Below are 18,186 nucleotides of genomic sequence, written 5' to 3'. Positions count from 1 at the left end.
CCCTTGGTGGTGAAAAACGGGTTCAGCGCGTTTTTCAGCGCATCGGGAGAAAAGCCAGGGCCGGTATCCGTGACGCTGATCTCCAGCCAGATCTGACCCACCACATGGGCGCTGACGGTGATCTGCCCATTGACGCCACAGGCATCGCGGGCATTGAGGATCAGATTGAGCAGCGCATCCTGCAGCTTACCCGCGTCCAGCAGCAACAACACATCCGGAGTGTTGTCCAACACGCTGAGCCCCACGCCCTGCGGTAGTGACGGGGTGGCGAGGATTTTCAACTCAGAGAGCAGCGCATGCATATTGGTCGCCTGTGGGCGCAGGCTGCGCTGGCCGGTCATCTCTCCGATCCGGTTCAGCAATCGCCCGCCGCGCCGCGCCGCCGACAGGGTGCCGCGCACCATTTCCTGCGCTGCTAGGGGCAGCTCCATCTTTTCCATTTTGCCCTGCATGCCGAGGATAATGGTCAGGAGGTTGGAGAAATCATGCGCCAGCCCCGAGGTCATCTGCGCCGCCATTTCGCGACGCCGCGCCTGTTGCAGGGCAACCCGCGCCTGGGTTTCCTCGGTGACATCCATCGACAGGATGTAGACCCCGCCGCTTTCCTCCGGGGTAAAGGCAACCCGAATGCGGCGGCTGTCATGGGCTTCGGTGAATTCAAACACCGGGCTGCTGCCCTCATAGGCGGCCATAAGATGCGGTTCGATCTTGGCAAAGGCCTGGGCCCCCAGCGCATCTGAAATATGCATGCCGAGGATATCGGAGGGGCGGCTGGGAAAGACCGAACTCAGCCGTCTGTTGGTATAGGTGTAATGGCCATCGGCATCGACATGGGCGATATGGGCCGGCATCATCTCGGTTGTGAGACGGGTGCGGCCTTCGATCTCGGTCAGCTGCCGTTTGGCCTCTTCCAGCGCAGTGATGGTCGCCGCCAGTTTGCGGTTGGTCGCCGAAAGCTCCTCGGTATGGGAGATCAGCCGGTCCGACATTTCCTCGGATCTGGCGCGCAGCAGCTGTTCGACCCGCTTGGTGCGGCTGATATCGGTATAGACCGCCACCCAGCCCCCCTGCGGCAGCGGCGCGCCTTCGATCGAGATCACCTGACCACTGGCGCGGGTGCGTTCGATATAGTGTGGTTCAAAATCCAGCGCCTGTTTGACCCGGGCGGCGACAAAATCTTCGATGTCATCGACCGGGCCATATTCACCACTGGTCGCAATATGGCGGATGGTGTCTTCGAACCGCGCACCGGGACTGACCAGATCATTGGGCAGGTTGAACATTTCCTGAAAGCGGTTGTTGCAGACAGCCAGCCGCAGCCCGCTGTCATAGATCGAGATCGCCTGCGCAATCAGGTTCAACCCGGCCGTGGTCATGGCCGCCCGCGATTTGTCCTGTTTGTTCATGGCTCCTCCCCGGCTCTGGGTAGCAGCTTGGACAAAAAGAGCAAGTAAGGCGGTGGTCAGCCGTCGATCAATACCTGCATCGCCGCACGCAGTTCAGGGTTGACCTTGGCATCAATCGGCCCGTGATAGATGCCAAGGCCCTGGAGATGTTTCTGCAATCCGATCAGGACACTTGGTTTCCATTGACCTGTTTCGAGATCGCGGAAAAACGGGTGCTGGCCTTTCAACGAGAGCACAATATGAGCGATGGTCTCACCGTCACTTTGCCTGACTCCTGCTCCTGTTTGATACAATCTTGCCAAAAGGATATGCGCATTGGCATTTCCCCCCAATGCGGCGCTCTGGTACAATTTGAAAGCCTCCTCATGGCTTTGCGCAACCCCGAGGCCTTTTTGAAATAGTATGCCAAGATTGGACTGAGCCTTGGCGTGCCCCTGCTCAGCAGCCTTTTGGTACCATTTGAAGGCTTCGTCATAGTTTTGCGCTACACCATAGCCATCATCGTACATAACCCCGAGATTGAACTGAGCCAGAGCGATCCCCTGCTCAGCGGCTTTGTGGTACCATTTGAATGCCGTGTCATGGTTTTGTGCCACACCATCACCGTAGGTATACATCTCGCCCAGTCTGACCTGGGCTTGCGCGATCCCCTGCTCAGCGGCCTTTTGGTACCATTTGAATGCCTCGTTGTAGTTCTGCGTTACACCTTGGCCGTTAGCATACTTCACTCCGAGATCGAGCTGAGCCAGGGCGAACCCCTGTTCTGCGGCTTTGTGGTACCAATTGAACGCCTCTTCGTGGTTTTGCGCTACACCATAGCCATCATCGTACATCATCCCGAGGTTGGCCTGAGCCTGGGCTAGGCCTTGCACAGCGGCTTTGTGGTACCATCTAAAAGCCTCTTCAGGGTTTTGCGCGACCCCCTGGCCCCGAGAATATAATACGCCAAGATTGACCTGTGCCCCGGCTAGGCCTTGCTCAGCAGCCTTGTGGTACCATTTGAAAGCTTCGTCATGGCTTTGCGCCACTCCGTTGCCGATATCGTACATCGCCGCGAGATTGTACTGTGACTCGTCTAGTCCTTGTTCGGCAGCTTTTAGGAACCAAGCAAATGCTTCCTCTGGATCTTGAGGGACGCCATGGCCTTGGTTATGGATGATTCCGAGGTAGTGCTGCGCCCTGGCGACGCCTTTTTCCGCAGCTTTTTCGAACAGCAGTTTCGCTTGGGCGAAGTCTTTCTCCATCCCAATGCCGCCGAGATTCAGCTGCCCCAAGTCACTCTGAGCGTAGGGTTCCCCCGCTTCGGCAGCTGCGTGATAATGCTCCAAAGCCTGTTGATCGTAGCCTCCTTTAAGGAAAGCTCTGGCCAGGAATGTTTGGAAATGGGGAAAGAATGGATACTTTTCGAACGCGTAAAGACAGGCCGGAATAGCCTTGGCCGGGTTCAGATCTGAAAATGTGACGCCGTTTGATTGGAGGTTTGAGCTTTGCAGGACCGGATGACCCGGAGGTGCAGCAAGATCGGTACAGACGGATGCCTTTGCCATGACGTTTTCGGAGGGAGAAGCTTGCTGAGTATTTCCGTCGGCTTCGAAGTCGCGACAGTTCAGTGTCATGTAGGTTTCGGCTGACGATAGGAAAGGACTCTCGGGGCATTGGGATATGAAGCGCGAATAATCAAGACAACTCTTCCTCATGGATGCAACGGCTAACATCGCGTCACATTTTGGAAAGGTCTCTGCCTGGACCAAGGGAGCAGTGAAAAGAGCAAAAACGAAAAACAATAGTCGGGCCATGTGGATCCCCGTGTGAAAAAGAATGACAACTAAAAATACAAAAAAATGTAGGGGAATACTGGCAGTTTGAATGTGCCCTTGGCAAGGGGGGACCAGTTTTTAAGCTGCAGACTGCCTGTGCCAAAGGTCTCATACAGCCCTGAAACCTCTGTGGATTTGCCGCTAGGCCCTTGGCCTATCTTCCTTTTAGCGCCCGCATTGCGGCGTGGGTGCCGGGGCCAGCTTTGCCATCAATGGAGCCGGAGTAGAGCCCCATGTCCCGCAGCTCGCGTTGCATTAACCTCAGGGTGCTTTGTCGCCAGGAACCATTGGACCAGCCCAATGGGGTTTCGCTGCCGAGTTTCAATCCTTCGATGTAATAGGCGACCGCGCGCTGGTCGTTTTGGGTCACCCCGCGGCCAAGCTCATAGTGTACGCCGAGGTTGACATTGGCAGTGGCATCACCCTGGGCAGCGGCCTTGCGGTACCAGCGCAGGGCGGTGCTGGTGTCCTGTGGCACGCCGCGGCCCTTTTCATACATCCAGCCCAGCGAAGTCTGTGCCTTGGCAAGGTCCTGATTGGCGGCTTGACGGAACCAATTTACCGCTTCGCGATCATCCTGGGTGATGCCCCGGCCTTCGCGGTAGAATATGCCAATCTTATAGATCGCGTTCAGATAATCGGATTTTGCAGCGCGGCGATACCAGGAGAGCGCTCTGGAATGGCTTTGGCTGACGCCACGCCCATTTTCATACATCCAGCCCAGATTGTACTGCGCCCGAGGATGATCCTGGTTGGCCGCCCTGCGATACCAGGACACTGCCTGACCATCATCTTGCGGTACCGCGCGGCCCTTTTCATACATCCAGCCAAGCTGGGTTTCGGCAATCGGATAGCCTTGATTTGCCGCCCGCCGCAGCCAGCTCACCGCAATCTGATCGTTTGCGGTGACCCCCTGGCCCTTGCGGTACATCAGCCCCAGATTGGTCTGGGCCATCGGGTCTTGGGCCGCTGCGGCCTCGCGATAATAGGACAGCGCGCGGGGCAGATTGTCGGCCTTGTCATAGGCGCGCGCCAGAAAGGCCTGCACCATGGGGGTGTCGGGGTTGAGCTGCTCTGCCCGCCGGCAGGCAGCAATGGCCTGATCCGCATTCAAGGCCTTCCACTCTATGCCGGATGATGCGATCCGCTGGCCGTTTAACAGGGGGTGCCTCGGGTGACCGGCTGCATCAGCGCAGGATTGCAAGGCAGCCTGTTGCGCAGAGAGACTTGGTTCGGTGAGAGCGGCAGGCCGTGGCGATGGGGTCGCAGGGGTGAGGTTCTGAGGTGGAGCAGGTGCTTCGGCAGTCGCAGCAGCACCGCCGCCTTTGTGTTTGGACATCAGAGCCAGAACCGGATCAGGTTCCGGGGTGGCGTCTTCTTGAGCTGGCTCAGCCACTGTTGTTTCAGGCGGGCTGGCTTCAGGCTGAGCGGTGGCCAAGGCTTGCGTGGTCGGCTGTATCTCAGGTTGCGTTTGTGCGCGGGTTTGTGGGGGAACTGAGGCTGTCACCGTTTCAGCTTCGCAGCGTAGCCTCATATAGGCATCAGCGACAGGCGCAAGAATGTGATCGGCGCAATGGGTCTGATAGGCCGAATAGGCGTAACATTGATTGGTCTCTTGCGCGACTTTGAACAGGGCGCTGCATTGATCCAGCGCTGCCGACGTGACCGGATCCTCTGGCGTCTCATCCACCGGGTTGGCCGCGGCGCCGCATTGCCCTGCAAGGCAAATGCGTTCTGTGGTTTGGTCGTAATAGGCAGGCAGTTGCTGGTGCCCATCATAGGAGGCAGCCTGCTGTCTCGTCAGTCTGCGGGCATCCAGGATGGCGTCCTGCAGATAGGTGCCAGGTTTGAGGTGTTGGACAAAATTGCGGGTAAAGACCGAGAGTTTTTGATCGGGACTATCCGTTGGCAAATGATCCAGGGCCTGCTGGCCTTTGCCGGCAGAGTAGACAATGAAAGTACCGGTGCTCGGCAGGATCGGAGTCAGCCCACGGGTTACGCCGATGGATTTTGTACCCGGTGTTTGCAAAAACGGGCTGTCCCGGCAGGCATCAATCACCGCAATGGTGAGGGCAACCCCCTTGGCCTCCAGCTCGTCCAGCAATCCGTTGTGACCGTTTTGAAGTGGGATGGTGGCGTCTTCCAGCAGCTTTTGAAATTCGGGCTGCGGCCTTTGAACCTCTGTTGGGACGATGTAGTTGACCCGGCCATTGCTCCAGCCATGTCCGGAATAGACAAAGGCAACATCGTCGCCAGGCGCCACGGTGTTCAGGAAACGGTAAAAGGCCTGCAGGGTCTGGCGTCGGGTCAGATCCTTGGTCAGAGTGACGTTAAAACCTAGATCTCCCAATGCTTTGGCATAGGCTTCGGCATCTGCATGGGTATTGGCCAGATCCCCGAGCTCGGCATAGTCCGAATTGCCGAGGATGAAGGCGTGGCGAGCCGCCGAGGCAGGAGTTGCCAGAAACAGGGCGAAAATCAAAGCCAGAATTTGCCGCATTTTAACCTCCGTCACCCAATACTCACCCTAGCGCAATGTTGGCCGACCTATGCCCATCTTGGCAAGAGCAGAGACAACGCCGCCTTTCTCCCAATAGTTGAAATGTTGAAAATCAGAGCCCTGAGGGCACTGTTACAATTCGTTAGATTTGAGAAAACTTCACGAAAAAGTTGACCGGTTAGCATGAGGCAGTCCCTAATCGGGACCAGAATCGTGTGACAGCGATCTGCCGGTCGAGGAAGGCCGGAATGGGAGGAGAAAGACATTGGCTCAGATGCAGTCAGGCGCTGTGGGGAAACTCTCCCTGCCGGCGCTGCTTGAACGCAACGTATCGGAATTCGGTGATCAGCCGGCATACCGGGAAAAAGAATTTGGTATTTGGCAGTCCTGGACCTGGGCGGAAACCGCCAAGGAGATCGAGTCACTGGCACTTGGTCTGATCAATCTGGGTGTGAATGAAGGCGATTTCATCGCCATCATCGGTGGCAACCGCCCCTACCTGTACTGGTCGATGGTCGCAGCCCAATCCGTGGGCGCCATTCCAGTGCCGCTGTATCAGGACGCCAACGCCGAAGAGATGGCCTATGTGCTGGATCACTGTGGCGCACGTTTTGTAATCGCTGCCGACCAGGAGCAGGTCGACAAGGTGATCGAGGTGCAGGACCAGTTGCACCAGTTCGAACATCTGATCTACCTCGATCCGCGGGGTCTGCGTAAATATGATCACCACACGCTGCATGAGTATTCCCATGTTCAGAACCAGGGCCGTGCGGCCTATGATGAGTGGATCACCGATCTGAACGAGCGCCGCGCCAAGCTGACCTATGACAGCACCTGTGTGATGCTTTATACCTCGGGCACCACCGGCAAGCCCAAGGGCGTGGTTCTGTCCAACCGCAATATCATCGAGAGCGCCAAGAACGCTTGCGAATTTGACAAGCTGAAACAGACCGACCAGATCCTCGCCTATCTGCCGATGGCCTGGGTTGGCGATTTCATCTTCTCGATTGGTCAGGCCTATTGGGCCGGGTTCTGTGTGAACTGCCCGGAAAGCCCTGAGACCATGATGACCGATCTGCGTGAGATCGGCCCGAGCTACTACTTTGCGCCACCCCGTGTGTTTGAGACCCAGCTGACCAATGTGATGATTCGCATGGAAGACGCCGGTAACTTCAAGCGCAAGATGTTCCACTATTTCATGGAACACGCCAAAAAGGTCGGCCCCAGCATCCTGGATGGCAAGCCCGTAGGCATGATGGACCGGCTGAAATACAAGCTTGGCGACCTGATGGTCTATGGCCCGCTGAAAGACACGCTTGGCTTTGGTAATGTGCGCGTCGGTTATACCGCCGGTGAAGCCATTGGTCCGGAAATCTTTGAATTCTATCGCTCGCTGGGGATCAACCTCAAACAGCTTTATGGTCAGACCGAAGCCACCGTATTCATCACCGTGCAGCCTGATGGCGAAGTGCGGGCGGATACTGTTGGCGTGCCGGCACCGGATGTGGAAATCCGCATCGCCGACAATGGTGAGATCTTCTACCGCTCCCCGGGTACCTTTGTGGAATACTACAAAAACCCTGAGAGCACCGCAGATACCAAAGACCCCGAGGGCTGGGTTGCAACGGGTGACGCGGGCTTCTTTGAGGAAGACTCTGGCCATCTGCGTATCATCGACCGGGCCAAGGACGTTGGCAAGATGGCTGATGGCAGCATGTTTGCGCCCAAATTTGTCGAGAACAAACTGAAGTTCTATCCCGACATCCTCGAGGCGGTGCTGTTTGGCAATGAAAAGGACCGTTGCGTTGCCTTTATCAACATCGACCTCTCGGCGGTGGGCAACTGGGCGGAACGCAATAACATTGCCTATGCCTCTTACCAGGAACTGGCGGGGCACCCCAAGGTGCTTCAGTCGATCCGGGAACATGTCTCGGCGGTGAATGAATCTGTTGCCGCGGATCCGATGCTGTCAGGCTGTCAGGTGCATCGCTTTGTGGTTCTGCACAAGGAATTGGATGCGGATGACGGCGAGATGACCCGGACCCGTAAGGTGCGTCGTCGGATCGTGGAAGACAAATTCTCAGATATCATCGGGGCGCTTTATGACGGCTCGGGCGAGATTTCGACAACCACCGAAGTTACCTATGAGGACGGCCGCAAGGGCTCTATCAGTGCCACGCTGACCATTATTGACGCTGACCTCTCGGCCTCAGCGCAGCAGCGGGTGGCTGCCGAATGAGTATTCAAAACTCAGACCGGCGTTTTGCCCGTTCTGAACCGCTTGGTCTGTGTTCAGACCAGGTCGGGGCAGTGTTCGGGGTGGAAGGCGGTATGCACTACCCGGCGGATCATCAGCGGAGCGCTGAACCCACGGGTGCGCGACCTGATGCTCGCACGGCTTTCGGATTGAGACAGGCCTTTGCGTCTGCACTCAAGCGCCATCTCCAACAGGCAGTTGTGCTCGAATTCGCTAAACATTGCAGGGATCTCCTTGCTGCTCATCTTTCTCAAGTGTCCACTAAAATGGTTAACATTTTAGTGTGGCAGAATAATGGAGACGTCGCTCATGCTTGACCAATCCGATAGCTATGTCACCGAGGACGGCCGCACCATTGGCGGCGTGGTGATGGAAATGAAAAACATCACCCTGCGCTTTGGCGGTGTGGTGGCGATCGAAAATATCTCTTTTGATATTCGCCAAGGCGAAATTCGCGCCATCATCGGCCCCAACGGTGCCGGTAAGTCCTCGATGCTGAACGTGATCTCTGGTTTTTACGTACCGCAGGAAGGCACTGTTGAATATCACGGCAAGACACGTCCGCAGATGCGCCCCTATGAGGTGGCTCAGCAGGGCATCGCCCGGACCTTCCAGAACATCGCCCTGTTTGAAGGCATGAGCGTGCTGGACAACGTGATGACCGGCCGGTTGAACCATATGAAAGCCGGGCTGTTTCAGCAGGCATTGTGGAAAGGCAAGGCCGAGAAGGAAGAGACCGCCAACCGTGAAGTGGTTGAGAAGGTTATCGACTTTCTTGAAATTCAGCACATCCGTAAAACCCCGGTGGGCCGTCTGCCCTATGGTTTGAAAAAACGGGTTGAGCTGGCGCGGGCGCTTGCAGCGGAGCCCAAGCTCTTGCTGCTGGATGAACCGATGGCCGGGATGAACGTCGAGGAAAAAGAGGACATGTCCCGCTTTATCCTGGATGTGAACGACGAATTTGGCACCACCATCGCCCTGATCGAACATGACATGGGTGTTGTGATGGATCTCAGCGACCGTGTGGTGGTGATGGATTACGGCAAGAAAATCGGTGATGGCACACCGGACGACGTGCGCAACAACCAAGCCGTCATCGACGCCTATCTTGGTGTGGCACATGACTAAAGTTCTGACAGATATGAGGAGAGTGACTGATGTCTGACCAGTTTCTTTTTGCAACCGAAGTCTTCTTCAACGGGCTGATGGCCGGGGTGCTTTATGCGCTTGTGGCGCTGGGCTTTGTCCTGATCTACAAGGCTTCCGGCATTTTCAACTACGCCCAGGGCGTCATGGCGCTGTTTGCCGCGATGACCCTGGTGGGCATCATGCAGGGGCAGGTTCCCTTTAGCCATATCATCAATGCGATGTTTGGCACCGAGGTGCACCACTTTGGCTGGCATGTGCCGGCGCTGCTGGCGATCTTGCTGACTGTTGGTGTGATGGTGATTTTTGCCTGGCTGGTACAGCGCATCGTCATGCGCCATCTGGTTGGTCAGGAACCCATCATTCTGTTCATGGCCACCATTGGTCTGGCCTATTTCCTCGAAGGTTTCTCTGACCTGATGTGGGGCTCCGAGATCAAAAAGCTCGACGTGGGCCTGCCACAGGGTGGCTCCTTCTGGATCGAAGATATGACCGCGGGTCTGGGCTCGGAAAACTTCTACGGCTTCTTCATTGATCAGCTGGATATCGTTGCTACCGTGATTGCCATCTTCCTGGTGGCCGGTCTGGTACTGTTCGCGCAGTACACCAAACAGGGCCGCGCCATGCGGGCTGTTGCGGATGATCACCAGGCGGCGCTGTCGGTTGGTATCTCGCTGAACTTCATCTGGGTTCTGGTCTGGTCGGTTGCGGGCTTTGTCGCCCTGGTGGCCGGGATCGTCTGGGGCACCAAATCGGGCGTGCAGTTCTCGCTGTCGCTGATCGCGCTCAAGGCGCTGCCGGTTCTGATGCTGGGTGGTTTCACCTCAATCCCCGGCGCCATCGTGGGCGGCCTGATCATCGGTGTCGGCGAGAAGCTCTTTGAATTCGCCATCGGCCCCATGGTGGGCGGCGCCACCGAGAACTGGTTTGCCTATGTGCTGGCGCTGCTGTTCCTGGTGTTCCGACCGCAGGGCCTGTTCGGTGAGAAGATCATCGAGAGGGTCTGACCCAAAACAATCACTGCGCCCCCACCAATTGGGGGCGTGCAAAGAAACCCCCGCAGCCCGCGTCATCTGGCGCACCGCCAAATTAGGAGAATATGCATGATGAAGCTTATCGCCATCATCAATGTGATTGCCTGGTCCGGTTTCTGGGCCTTTGGATACCTGGCCATCAGCGCCACAGGATTTTCCGAAGCACAGATCGTCACCTCGGCGCTGTTGGCCGCGGCGGGTCTCTTTACCGGCATCATTGCCTATCTGCGCCTGGCCCAATCGGCCGAGCTGAGCGGATATGCGCAAAAATCCAATCAAATGAGCGCAGCGGATCGTAACCGCGCGCAGCAACAGGGGAGCATCTAACCCATGTTCTATCGCGAAGCCGGAGACTTCAAAGTCTCTTATGAACAGGACAGCCAGACCTTCCCGATCAAATTTGATCGCTACCGGTATTACTTTGTGCTGCTTGTCGCCTTTCTGGTCATTCCCTTCACCATCAATGACTATTGGGCCAGCGCCATTCTGCTGCCCTTTCTGATCTATTCGATCGCAGCCATCGGCCTGAATGTTCTGGTTGGTTATGCCGGTCAGGTGAGCCTGGGGACCGGTGGGTTCATGGCGGTGGGCGCCTATGCCTGCTACAAGCTAATGACTGCTTTCCCCGAAGTGAGCATGTTTGTGCATGTTCTGCTGGCGGGGGGCATCACGGCGCTGGTCTGTGTGCTCTTTGGCCTGCCCTCGCTGCGGATCAAGGGCTTCTACCTGGCGGTGGCAACACTGGCGGCGCAGTTCTTCCTGGTTTGGGTGTTCAACCGGGTCCCATGGTTCTACAACTATTCGGCCTCGGGCCAGATCAACGCGCCAGAGCGTGATGTCTTTGGCATCATCATCACTGGCCCCAATGCTCCGGCCTGGGCAACCTATCTGTTCTGCCTGGTCTTCCTGACCATCTGCGCCATTGTCGCCCGTAACTTGACCCGCGGCACCGTTGGCCGCAGCTGGATGGCGATCCGCGACATGGATATCGCGGCAGAGATCATCGGGGTGAACCCGCTGAAAGCCAAGCTGACAGCCTTTGCGGTTTCCGGTTTCTTCATCGGCATCTCGGGTGCGCTGTTCTTTGCGCTCTATCTGGGTGCGGTTGAAGTCGGCGAAGCCTTTGGCATCACCAAATCGTTCCAGGTGCTGTTCATGGTGATCATTGGCGGTCTGGGCTCGATCTTTGGATCCTTTGCCGGCGCCGCCTTCCTGGTTCTGCTGCCGGTGGTTCTGAAAGTGGTCGGCGTAGATGTGCTGGGCTGGCCAACAGATATTGTGGCGCATTTCCAGCTGGTTATTGTGGGTGCACTGATCGTGTTGTTCCTGATCGTGGAACCACACGGACTGGCGCAACTCTGGCGCGTCGCAAAAGAAAAACTGAGATTGTGGCCCTTCCCGCACTAAGCGGTAAGGTATGAGACGAGCGGCGGGGACAAGAATATCACGGACCTGCCACCCCAAGACGACTATCGGATGAGACCAAGGGAGGATGAATACCGATGAAAATGAAACTAACCACTTTGGCGCTTGGCGCCATGATGGCAGCGGGTCCAGTTATGGCGGACCTGGTGTTCCCATCGCTGAGCTATCGTACTGGTCCCTATGCTGCGGGTGGTATCCCGTTTGCGGATGGTTACGCTGACTATTTCACCCTCGTAAACGAGCGTGACGGCGGCATCGGCGGTGTCAAGGCGCGGCTGATCGAATGCGAAACCGGCTATAACACCGAAAAAGGTGTGGAATGCTATGAATCCACCAAAGGCGAAGGCGCCCTGGTGTATCAACCGCTCTCCACCGGTATCACCTATCAGCTGATCCCAAAAACAGCTGCTGACGGCATCCCACTCCACACCATGGGTTACGGTCGGACATCGGCTGCCAACGGTAAGGTCTTTGGCAATGTGTTCAACTACCCTGCCAACTACTGGGATGGCGCCTCGGGCATCATCAACTACCTGCTGGACGAGAACGGTGGCGATCTGAAAGGCAAGAAAATTGCTCTGGTCTTCCACAACTCTGCCTATGGTAAAGAGCCGATCCGCACCCTGGAAATGCTGGCTGAAAAGCACGGTTTTGAACTGACAACTCTGCCTGTTGACCACCCTGGTCAGGAGCAGAAGTCTCAGTGGCTGCAGATCCGCCGCGAGCGTCCTGACTTTGTCATGATGTGGGGCTGGGGCGTGATGAATCAGGTTGCCATTCAGGAAGCCGCAAACATCCGTTTCCCAATGGAAAACTTCATTGGTGTCTGGTGGTCCGGTGCCGAGCATGACGTTCTGTCTGCAGGCGCTGCTGCTGATGGCTACAAGGCTGTGACCTTCCACAACGTTGGCCGTGACTTCCCCGTGTTTGACGACATGCAGAAATATGTTGTTGATGCAGGCAAGGCCGCTGGTGCCGGCGATCAGATCGGTAACGTTCTGTATAACCGTGGCATGTATGCGGCGATGCTGGCTGTTGAAGCGGCCAAAACCGCTCAGGAACTGCACGGTACTGCCGACATCACCCCTGCGATGATGCGCGATGGTATGGAAGCTCTGGAAATGCCTGAGGCCCGTATGTCCTCGCTCGGCATGCCCTACTTTGGCCCCTCCTTCAACGTCTCCTGTGACAACCACGGTGGCCCCGGCCTCGTTGGTGTGACCCAGTGGGACGCAGAGTCCAAAACCTGGAGCCTGATTGCTGACTTCCAGAAGACTGATGGTGACGTGATCAAGCCGCTGATCGAAGCTGACTCTGCTTCCTATGCGACTGAAAACAACATCGAAGCCCGTTGTAACTAAAGACTATTCCGATCCCACATGCCTGTGGGGTCGGGCCTTAATCCGGCGCGGCGGCCTCGGCCTGCCGCGCCACCCCGAACAGACCCGGACGCGCCAAGAAACAGCGCCCTGGACCGCATGAGGACAAGCTTTGATGCTGGATGCAGCCAACACCACTGATGTGCAGGCCGAGACCCTGCTAGAGGTCAACAATATCGAGGTGATCTACAATCACGTGATCCTGGTGCTGAAAGGCGTCAGCCTCAATGTTCCAAAGGGCGGCATTACCGCGCTTTTGGGCGGCAATGGCGCCGGCAAGACCACAACCCTTAAGGCGATCTCTAACCTGCTGCGCTCTGAGCGCGGCGAGGTGACCAAGGGATCGGTGAAATACCGCGGCAAGGACGTTCACGATGCAGACCCTGCCGAGCTGGTGCGCAATGGCGTGATCCAGGTGATGGAAGGGCGCCATTGTTTTGAGCACCTGACGGTAGAAGAAAACCTGCTGACCGGTGCCTATACGCGCTCGGATGGTGGGGCCAATATTCAGCAAGACCTTGAAATGGTTTACAACTACTTCCCACGCCTGAAGGAACGCCGCAAAAGCCAGGCAGGCTATACCTCGGGTGGGGAACAGCAGATGGTGGCCATGGGCCGCGCCCTGATGAGCCGCCCTGAAACCATCCTGCTGGACGAGCCCTCGATGGGTCTTGCACCGCAGCTGGTGGAGCAGATCTTTGAGATCGTGAAGTCGATCAACGAACAGGAAGGCGTGACCTTCCTCCTCGCCGAACAGAACACCAATGTGGCGCTGCGCTATGCCCACTACGGTTACATTCTGGAATCCGGCCGCGTGGTGATGGATGGCCCTGCCGCCGAACTGCGTGAAAACCCTGACGTCAAAGAATTCTACCTCGGCATGTCCGATGAAGGCCGCAAGAGCTTTCGTGATGTGCGCTCCTATCGCCGCCGCAAGCGGTGGCTGAGCTAAGAGGGATTGGTGAGCATATGACCTATTTTGATACTCTCGAAACCCGATCCGACGACCAGCGGGCCAGCGATCTGGCTGCGGCGCTGCCGGGGCAGATCGCCCGGGCGCAGACGGCCACTGGCTATGCCGACAGCCTGGGTGGTATTGATGCCAGCGCCATTACCTCGGCGGCTGATCTGGTCTCCCTGCCGGTGCTGCGCAAATCGGACCTGAGCAAAGCCCAGGGAGGAAATGCCCCCTTTGGAGGCTTTACGGTCAAACCTGCGTCTGGTTTTGCGCATATCTTTCAATCCCCTGGCCCGATTTATGAACCGGGCGGGGTGGATCACGACTGGTGGCGCATGGGGCGGTTCCTGCATGCGGTTGGCATTGGCCAGGGTGATGTGGTGCAGAACTGCTTTGGCTATCACCTGACACCAGCGGGCATGATCTTTGAAAACGGTGCCCGCGCTGTTGGCGCGGCCGTGCTGCCGGCAGGCACCGGCCAGACCGAGCTGCAGGTGACTGCCGCGCGCGACGTTGGCGCCACGGCCTATGCCGGCACGCCGGACTATCTGAAGGTCATTCTCGATAAGGCCGATACCATGGGCATCAGCCTTGGCTTTACCAAGGCAGCTGTCGGCGGTGGGGCGCTGTTCCCCAGCCTGCGGCAGGAATATGCTGATCGTGGCATCACCTGCCTGCAAAGCTATGCCACGGCTGATCTTGGCAATATCGCTTATGAGAGCCCGGCGATGGAAGGCATGATCGTTGATGAAAACGTCATCGTCGAGATTGTCACGCCGGGTACCGGCACTCCGGTTGCGCCCGGTGAGGTTGGCGAAGTTGTGGTGACCACGTTGAACCCTGACTATCCGCTGATCCGCTTTGCCACGGGTGATCTCTCGGCGATGATGCCGGGGGTCTCCCCCTGTGGCCGCACCAATATGCGGATCAAGGGCTGGATGGGTCGCGCCGACCAGACAACCAAGATCAAAGGCATGTTTGTGCGCCCTGAGCAGGTCGCAGCCCTGGTCGAAAAACATGATGAGATCGTCAAAGCCCGCGTCATTGCCGCCCGCGATGGTGAGATGGACACCATGACGGTACAGATAGAAGCCAACGCCGGTGACGAGGTCACTTTTGGCAAATCTGTGATTGAAGTGCTGAAGATGAAGGGCAAGATCGAAGTGGTCTCTCCTGGTGCACTGCCCAAGGATGGTTTGGTGATCGAAGATCAGCGCAGCTACGACTAGACCTTCTGGCGCCCCCTTCGGGGGCGTCTCCTCCCCGCACCGCATGTCGGTGTCCTTACCCTTCGAATGGCCTTGTGCTTTCGGAGGGTTTTTTGTTTTCAGGTGCAACGCAGGCGCGCGATCTGCCCTGCGACAGGTTTGGCGCTGGAGTTTCTGACCAAAATGATCGCATAAGGGGGAGAGAGCCAGCAAAGAGCAAAGACCGGGCGCATGACTGCTGTAGATAAGACCGAAGACTACGCCCTCAAGGGCAACCGCCGAGGCCGCAAATCCGGGACCGAAGTGTTCTCCTTCCTGGCCTGGGTGGTGGCGCTGTCTTGCATCCTGCCGATGGTGGCAGTGGCGCTGGCGGCCCTTACCGGTGGCACTGATACGATCCAGCACCTGGCTGACACGGTTTTGCCGCGCTATGCGCTGACTACGGTTGGACTGGTGGCGCTGGTCTCGATCGGCACTCTGGCAATTGGGGTCGGGGCGGCCTGGCTGGTGACCATGACCCGGTTTCCCGGTGTGCGGTTTTTTGAGATTGCCTTGATCCTGCCGCTGGCCTTTCCGGCCTATGTGCTGGCCTATGCCTATACCTTCATTCTGGATCATCCCGGTATCGTTCAAACCACTCTGCGCGAGGTGACAGGCTGGGGGCCGCGCGACTATTGGTTCCCGGAGATCCGTTCGATTGGTGGCGCGGCAGTGATGCTGGTGCTGGTGCTTTACCCCTATGTCTATCTGCTGGCGCGAGCGGCTTTTCTGCAGCAAAGCGGCGGCGCCTTTCTGGCGGCACGGGCCCTGGGCAAAAACGCTTTTCAAGCCTTTTGGCTGGTCAGCCTGCCAATGGCACGCCCGGCGATTGCTTCGGGGGTGTTGCTGGCGGTGATGGAGACCATCGCCGATTTTGGCACCGTCTCCTATTTTGGCGTCCAGACCTTTGCCACCGGTATCTATACCAGCTGGTTCTCCATGGGCGACCGGGCCGGGGCGGCGCAATTGGCGCTATGCTTGCTGAGTTTCGCCCTGGTGCTGGCAGTGGTGGAGCGAACCACCCGTGGCAAGGCGCGCTATCATCAGGCGGGTAAGCAACACGCTGCGATGCCGCCAGCGGATCTCAAAGGTGTTCATGCCATCGCGGCCTGGGTGCTTTGTGCCCTGCCGGTCTGTTTTGGCTTTTTGTTGCCGGTGTTCATTCTGGCCGACATGGGGCTGCAGTCTGAACAAGATCTGTTCAGCCGCCGCTACATCGCCTTTTTGCAGAACTCCCTGACCCTGGCGACCCTGGCGGCCCTTCTGACTGTGCTGGCGGCGATCTGCCTTGGGTTTTACCAGCGATTGCGTCCTGGTCGGCCGTCCGCTGCTGCGGCCTATATGTCACGGCTCGGCTATGCGGTGCCGGGCGGGGTAATTGCGGTGGGGCTGATGGTGCCTTTTGCGGCCTTTGACAATGCTCTGGATGCCTGGATGCGGGCCAATTTTGAGATCCGTACGGGCCTGCTGATCTCTGGTTCGATCTGGCTTTTGGTGGCAGCCTATATGGTACGCTTTCTGGCGGCGGCGCTTGGTGCCTATGAGAGCGGCCAGTCCACGGTGCATGCCAACATGGATTCGGCGGCGCGCTCGTTGGGGCAGGGGCCATTGGGCATGCTGCGCCGGGTGCATCTGCCGATGCTCACCCCCAGTCTGCTGACGGCGCTGCTCATTGTCTTTGTCGATGTGATGAAGGAGCTGCCCGCCACCCTGATCATGCGCCCCTTCAACTACGACACGCTGGCGGTGCAGGCCTACCGGCTTGCCTCGGACGAGCGGCTGGAGGGCGCAGCAGTGCCGTCCCTGGTGATCATGGCCGTGGGGCTGCTGCCGGTCATTCTGATCTGCCGTCAGGTGGGGCGCCGCCGGTAAACTCGGATTAACTGCGCCACCAGGCGTCAATCTCTTCCCGGCTGATCTGATCTTTGGGTCCCAGCGCTACCAGCTGGGTCTCAGTAGCATCACAGCGTTTGGCCTCAACATTCTGGCCCACGATATGCAGCGCATAGGCACCACCAGAGGTGAGCACAAACCCCTTCATCCGGTAGAGCCCTTTGGGCCGCGCTGCCAGCTTGTCACCAAGCAATCTGCGATCAATCGGATGCGCGCTGTGAAACTGCCAGGTGGCAAAGGCGGGATGTGCGGAAACGGCCTGCGATTGCGGCAGGGGCAGGACATCGAACAGCAGATCTGCCAGCGGCACCTCATCCAACACCCGCAGGCCACGGGCCCCAATCTGTGATAGCTGGTGGTGCAGATCTTCTGGGATTGCAGCGGTCTTGTTGACCAGAACCAGATCGGCACAAGAGATCTGCTGTTGCACCAGCTCTGCCACCGCCGCATCTGCCAGCAGCTCTGCCGCATTGTCGCCATCCACCAGGGTGACGATACCACCATAGCTGAGCTCTGGCATGTCCTGGATAGTGCCTGCAATGGCGGCAGGGTCAGAGATGCCGCTGGCCTCGATCAGCAGGTGATCGGGACGGTCGGTCTGGGTCGCGACCCTATGCAGGGCCATCTGCAGTTCCTGATCCATGTTGCAGCAGATGCAGCCATTGGTCAGGGCCAGGGTCTGACCGTCCTCGGCCTCGATTAGGGCATCATCGATATTCACCGCGCCAAAATCATTGACCACAACCATCAGCCGCAGCCCGTGTTCCTCTGCCAAAAGCCGGTTGATCAGCGTGGTTTTGCCAGCGCCAAGGTAGCCGCTGAGCACGGTGACAGGCAGTCGTTTCATATAGCGGACCCTTTCCAGTCGAGGCTCCCCCAAGGGCCCTTTTGCCTGAGCTATAGGCAGCTCCCGAGGTCAGGTCCAGAGGCCGTGAGATCTCTAGGCAATCGCCTTGTAGAGATAGGTCGTGGGTTCATAGGCCTCGGTATGTGGGTTGCGGCAATATCCGGGGATGGATCCTGCCACCTGATAGCCGATGCTTTCATAAAGGCGCTGCGAAGGGTCGCCGGAACGGGTGTCGAGAACCAGAAGTGTTTTCTGCAATTGACGCGCCTCGGCCTCC

General features: G+C 57.8%; 15 protein-coding genes. 9 read left to right on the top strand and 6 right to left on the bottom strand.

Annotated features, from left to right (window positions below; translation table 11 throughout):
• The 3 genes from ABJP42_RS01790 to ABJP42_RS01780 all read right to left on the bottom strand — a co-directional run.
• Positions 1-1,406 (bottom strand): PAS-domain containing protein (locus ABJP42_RS01790; RefSeq protein ID WP_348338185.1); only part of this gene is annotated, 1,406 nt, incomplete at its 3' end.
• Between the two features lie 56 nt (positions 1,407-1,462).
• Positions 1,463-3,022, bottom strand: coding sequence for an SEL1-like repeat protein (locus ABJP42_RS01785; protein WP_348338184.1), 1,560 nt, complete (start codon positions 3,020-3,022; stop codon positions 1,463-1,465).
• A 355-nt stretch (positions 3,023-3,377) separates the two neighbouring features.
• Complete coding sequence (locus tag ABJP42_RS01780) at positions 3,378-5,723, bottom strand: caspase family protein (protein ID WP_348338183.1); 2,346 nt, start codon at positions 5,721-5,723, stop codon at positions 3,378-3,380.
• Between the two features lie 274 nt (positions 5,724-5,997).
• Here ABJP42_RS01780 and ABJP42_RS01775 point away from each other — a divergent pair, with 274 nt between their 5' ends.
• Entirely contained in the window at positions 5,998-7,962 is a 1,965-nt protein-coding gene (locus tag ABJP42_RS01775; protein WP_348338187.1) for an AMP-binding protein, read from the top strand.
• A 53-nt stretch (positions 7,963-8,015) separates the two neighbouring features.
• On the opposite strand, the gene ABJP42_RS01770 is transcribed toward ABJP42_RS01775, so the two are convergent.
• A complete protein-coding gene (locus ABJP42_RS01770; RefSeq protein ID WP_348338182.1) occupies positions 8,016-8,201 on the bottom strand; it encodes a hypothetical protein in 186 nt (61 codons plus the stop codon).
• An 88-nt stretch (positions 8,202-8,289) separates the two neighbouring features.
• Here ABJP42_RS01770 and ABJP42_RS01765 point away from each other — a divergent pair, with 88 nt between their 5' ends.
• The 8 genes from ABJP42_RS01765 to ABJP42_RS01730 all read left to right on the top strand — a co-directional run bounded on the left by ABJP42_RS01765 (position 8,290) and on the right by ABJP42_RS01730 (position 17,041).
• On the top strand, positions 8,290-9,108 hold the full coding sequence (locus ABJP42_RS01765) for an ABC transporter ATP-binding protein (RefSeq protein WP_348338181.1): 819 nt from the start codon (positions 8,290-8,292) through the stop codon (positions 9,106-9,108).
• Positions 9,109-9,137: 29 nt separating this feature from the next.
• Positions 9,138-10,133: a branched-chain amino acid ABC transporter permease gene (locus ABJP42_RS01760; protein WP_348338180.1), complete on the top strand. Its 996-nt coding sequence runs from the start codon at positions 9,138-9,140 to the stop codon at positions 10,131-10,133.
• Between the two features lie 96 nt (positions 10,134-10,229).
• Positions 10,230-10,487, top strand: a complete 258-nt coding sequence (locus tag ABJP42_RS01755) for a hypothetical protein (RefSeq protein WP_348338179.1) — start codon at positions 10,230-10,232, stop codon at positions 10,485-10,487.
• A gap of 3 nt (positions 10,488-10,490) precedes the next feature.
• On the top strand, positions 10,491-11,567 hold the full coding sequence (locus tag ABJP42_RS01750) for a branched-chain amino acid ABC transporter permease (protein WP_348338178.1): 1,077 nt from the start codon (positions 10,491-10,493) through the stop codon (positions 11,565-11,567).
• 95 nt (positions 11,568-11,662) lie between these two features.
• Positions 11,663-12,946, top strand: a complete 1,284-nt coding sequence (locus tag ABJP42_RS01745; protein WP_348338177.1) for an ABC transporter substrate-binding protein — start codon at positions 11,663-11,665, stop codon at positions 12,944-12,946.
• Between the two features lie 133 nt (positions 12,947-13,079).
• On the top strand, positions 13,080-13,916 hold the full coding sequence (locus tag ABJP42_RS01740; RefSeq protein ID WP_348338176.1) for an ABC transporter ATP-binding protein: 837 nt from the start codon (positions 13,080-13,082) through the stop codon (positions 13,914-13,916).
• A gap of 17 nt (positions 13,917-13,933) precedes the next feature.
• Entirely contained in the window at positions 13,934-15,151 is a 1,218-nt protein-coding gene (locus tag ABJP42_RS01735; RefSeq protein ID WP_348338186.1) for a phenylacetate--CoA ligase family protein, read from the top strand.
• A gap of 210 nt (positions 15,152-15,361) precedes the next feature.
• On the top strand, positions 15,362-17,041 hold the full coding sequence (locus ABJP42_RS01730) for an ABC transporter permease (RefSeq protein WP_348338175.1): 1,680 nt from the start codon (positions 15,362-15,364) through the stop codon (positions 17,039-17,041).
• Positions 17,042-17,048: 7 nt separating this feature from the next.
• Here the strand turns inward: ABJP42_RS01730 and ABJP42_RS01725 are convergent, their stop codons facing one another.
• Together ABJP42_RS01725 and ABJP42_RS01720 are read right to left on the bottom strand one after the other, a co-directional pair.
• A complete protein-coding gene (locus ABJP42_RS01725; RefSeq protein WP_348338174.1) occupies positions 17,049-17,909 on the bottom strand; it encodes a CobW family GTP-binding protein in 861 nt (286 codons plus the stop codon).
• A gap of 93 nt (positions 17,910-18,002) precedes the next feature.
• Positions 18,003-18,186 (bottom strand): N-acetyltransferase (locus ABJP42_RS01720; protein WP_490363172.1); only part of this gene is annotated, 184 nt, incomplete at its 5' end.

Origin of the sequence: Pseudophaeobacter sp., assembly GCF_039971195.1 — a bacterium.
Classification (GTDB): Bacteria; Pseudomonadota; Alphaproteobacteria; order Rhodobacterales; family Rhodobacteraceae; genus Pseudophaeobacter.
This window is presented reverse-complemented; position numbering and strand designations above follow the sequence as displayed.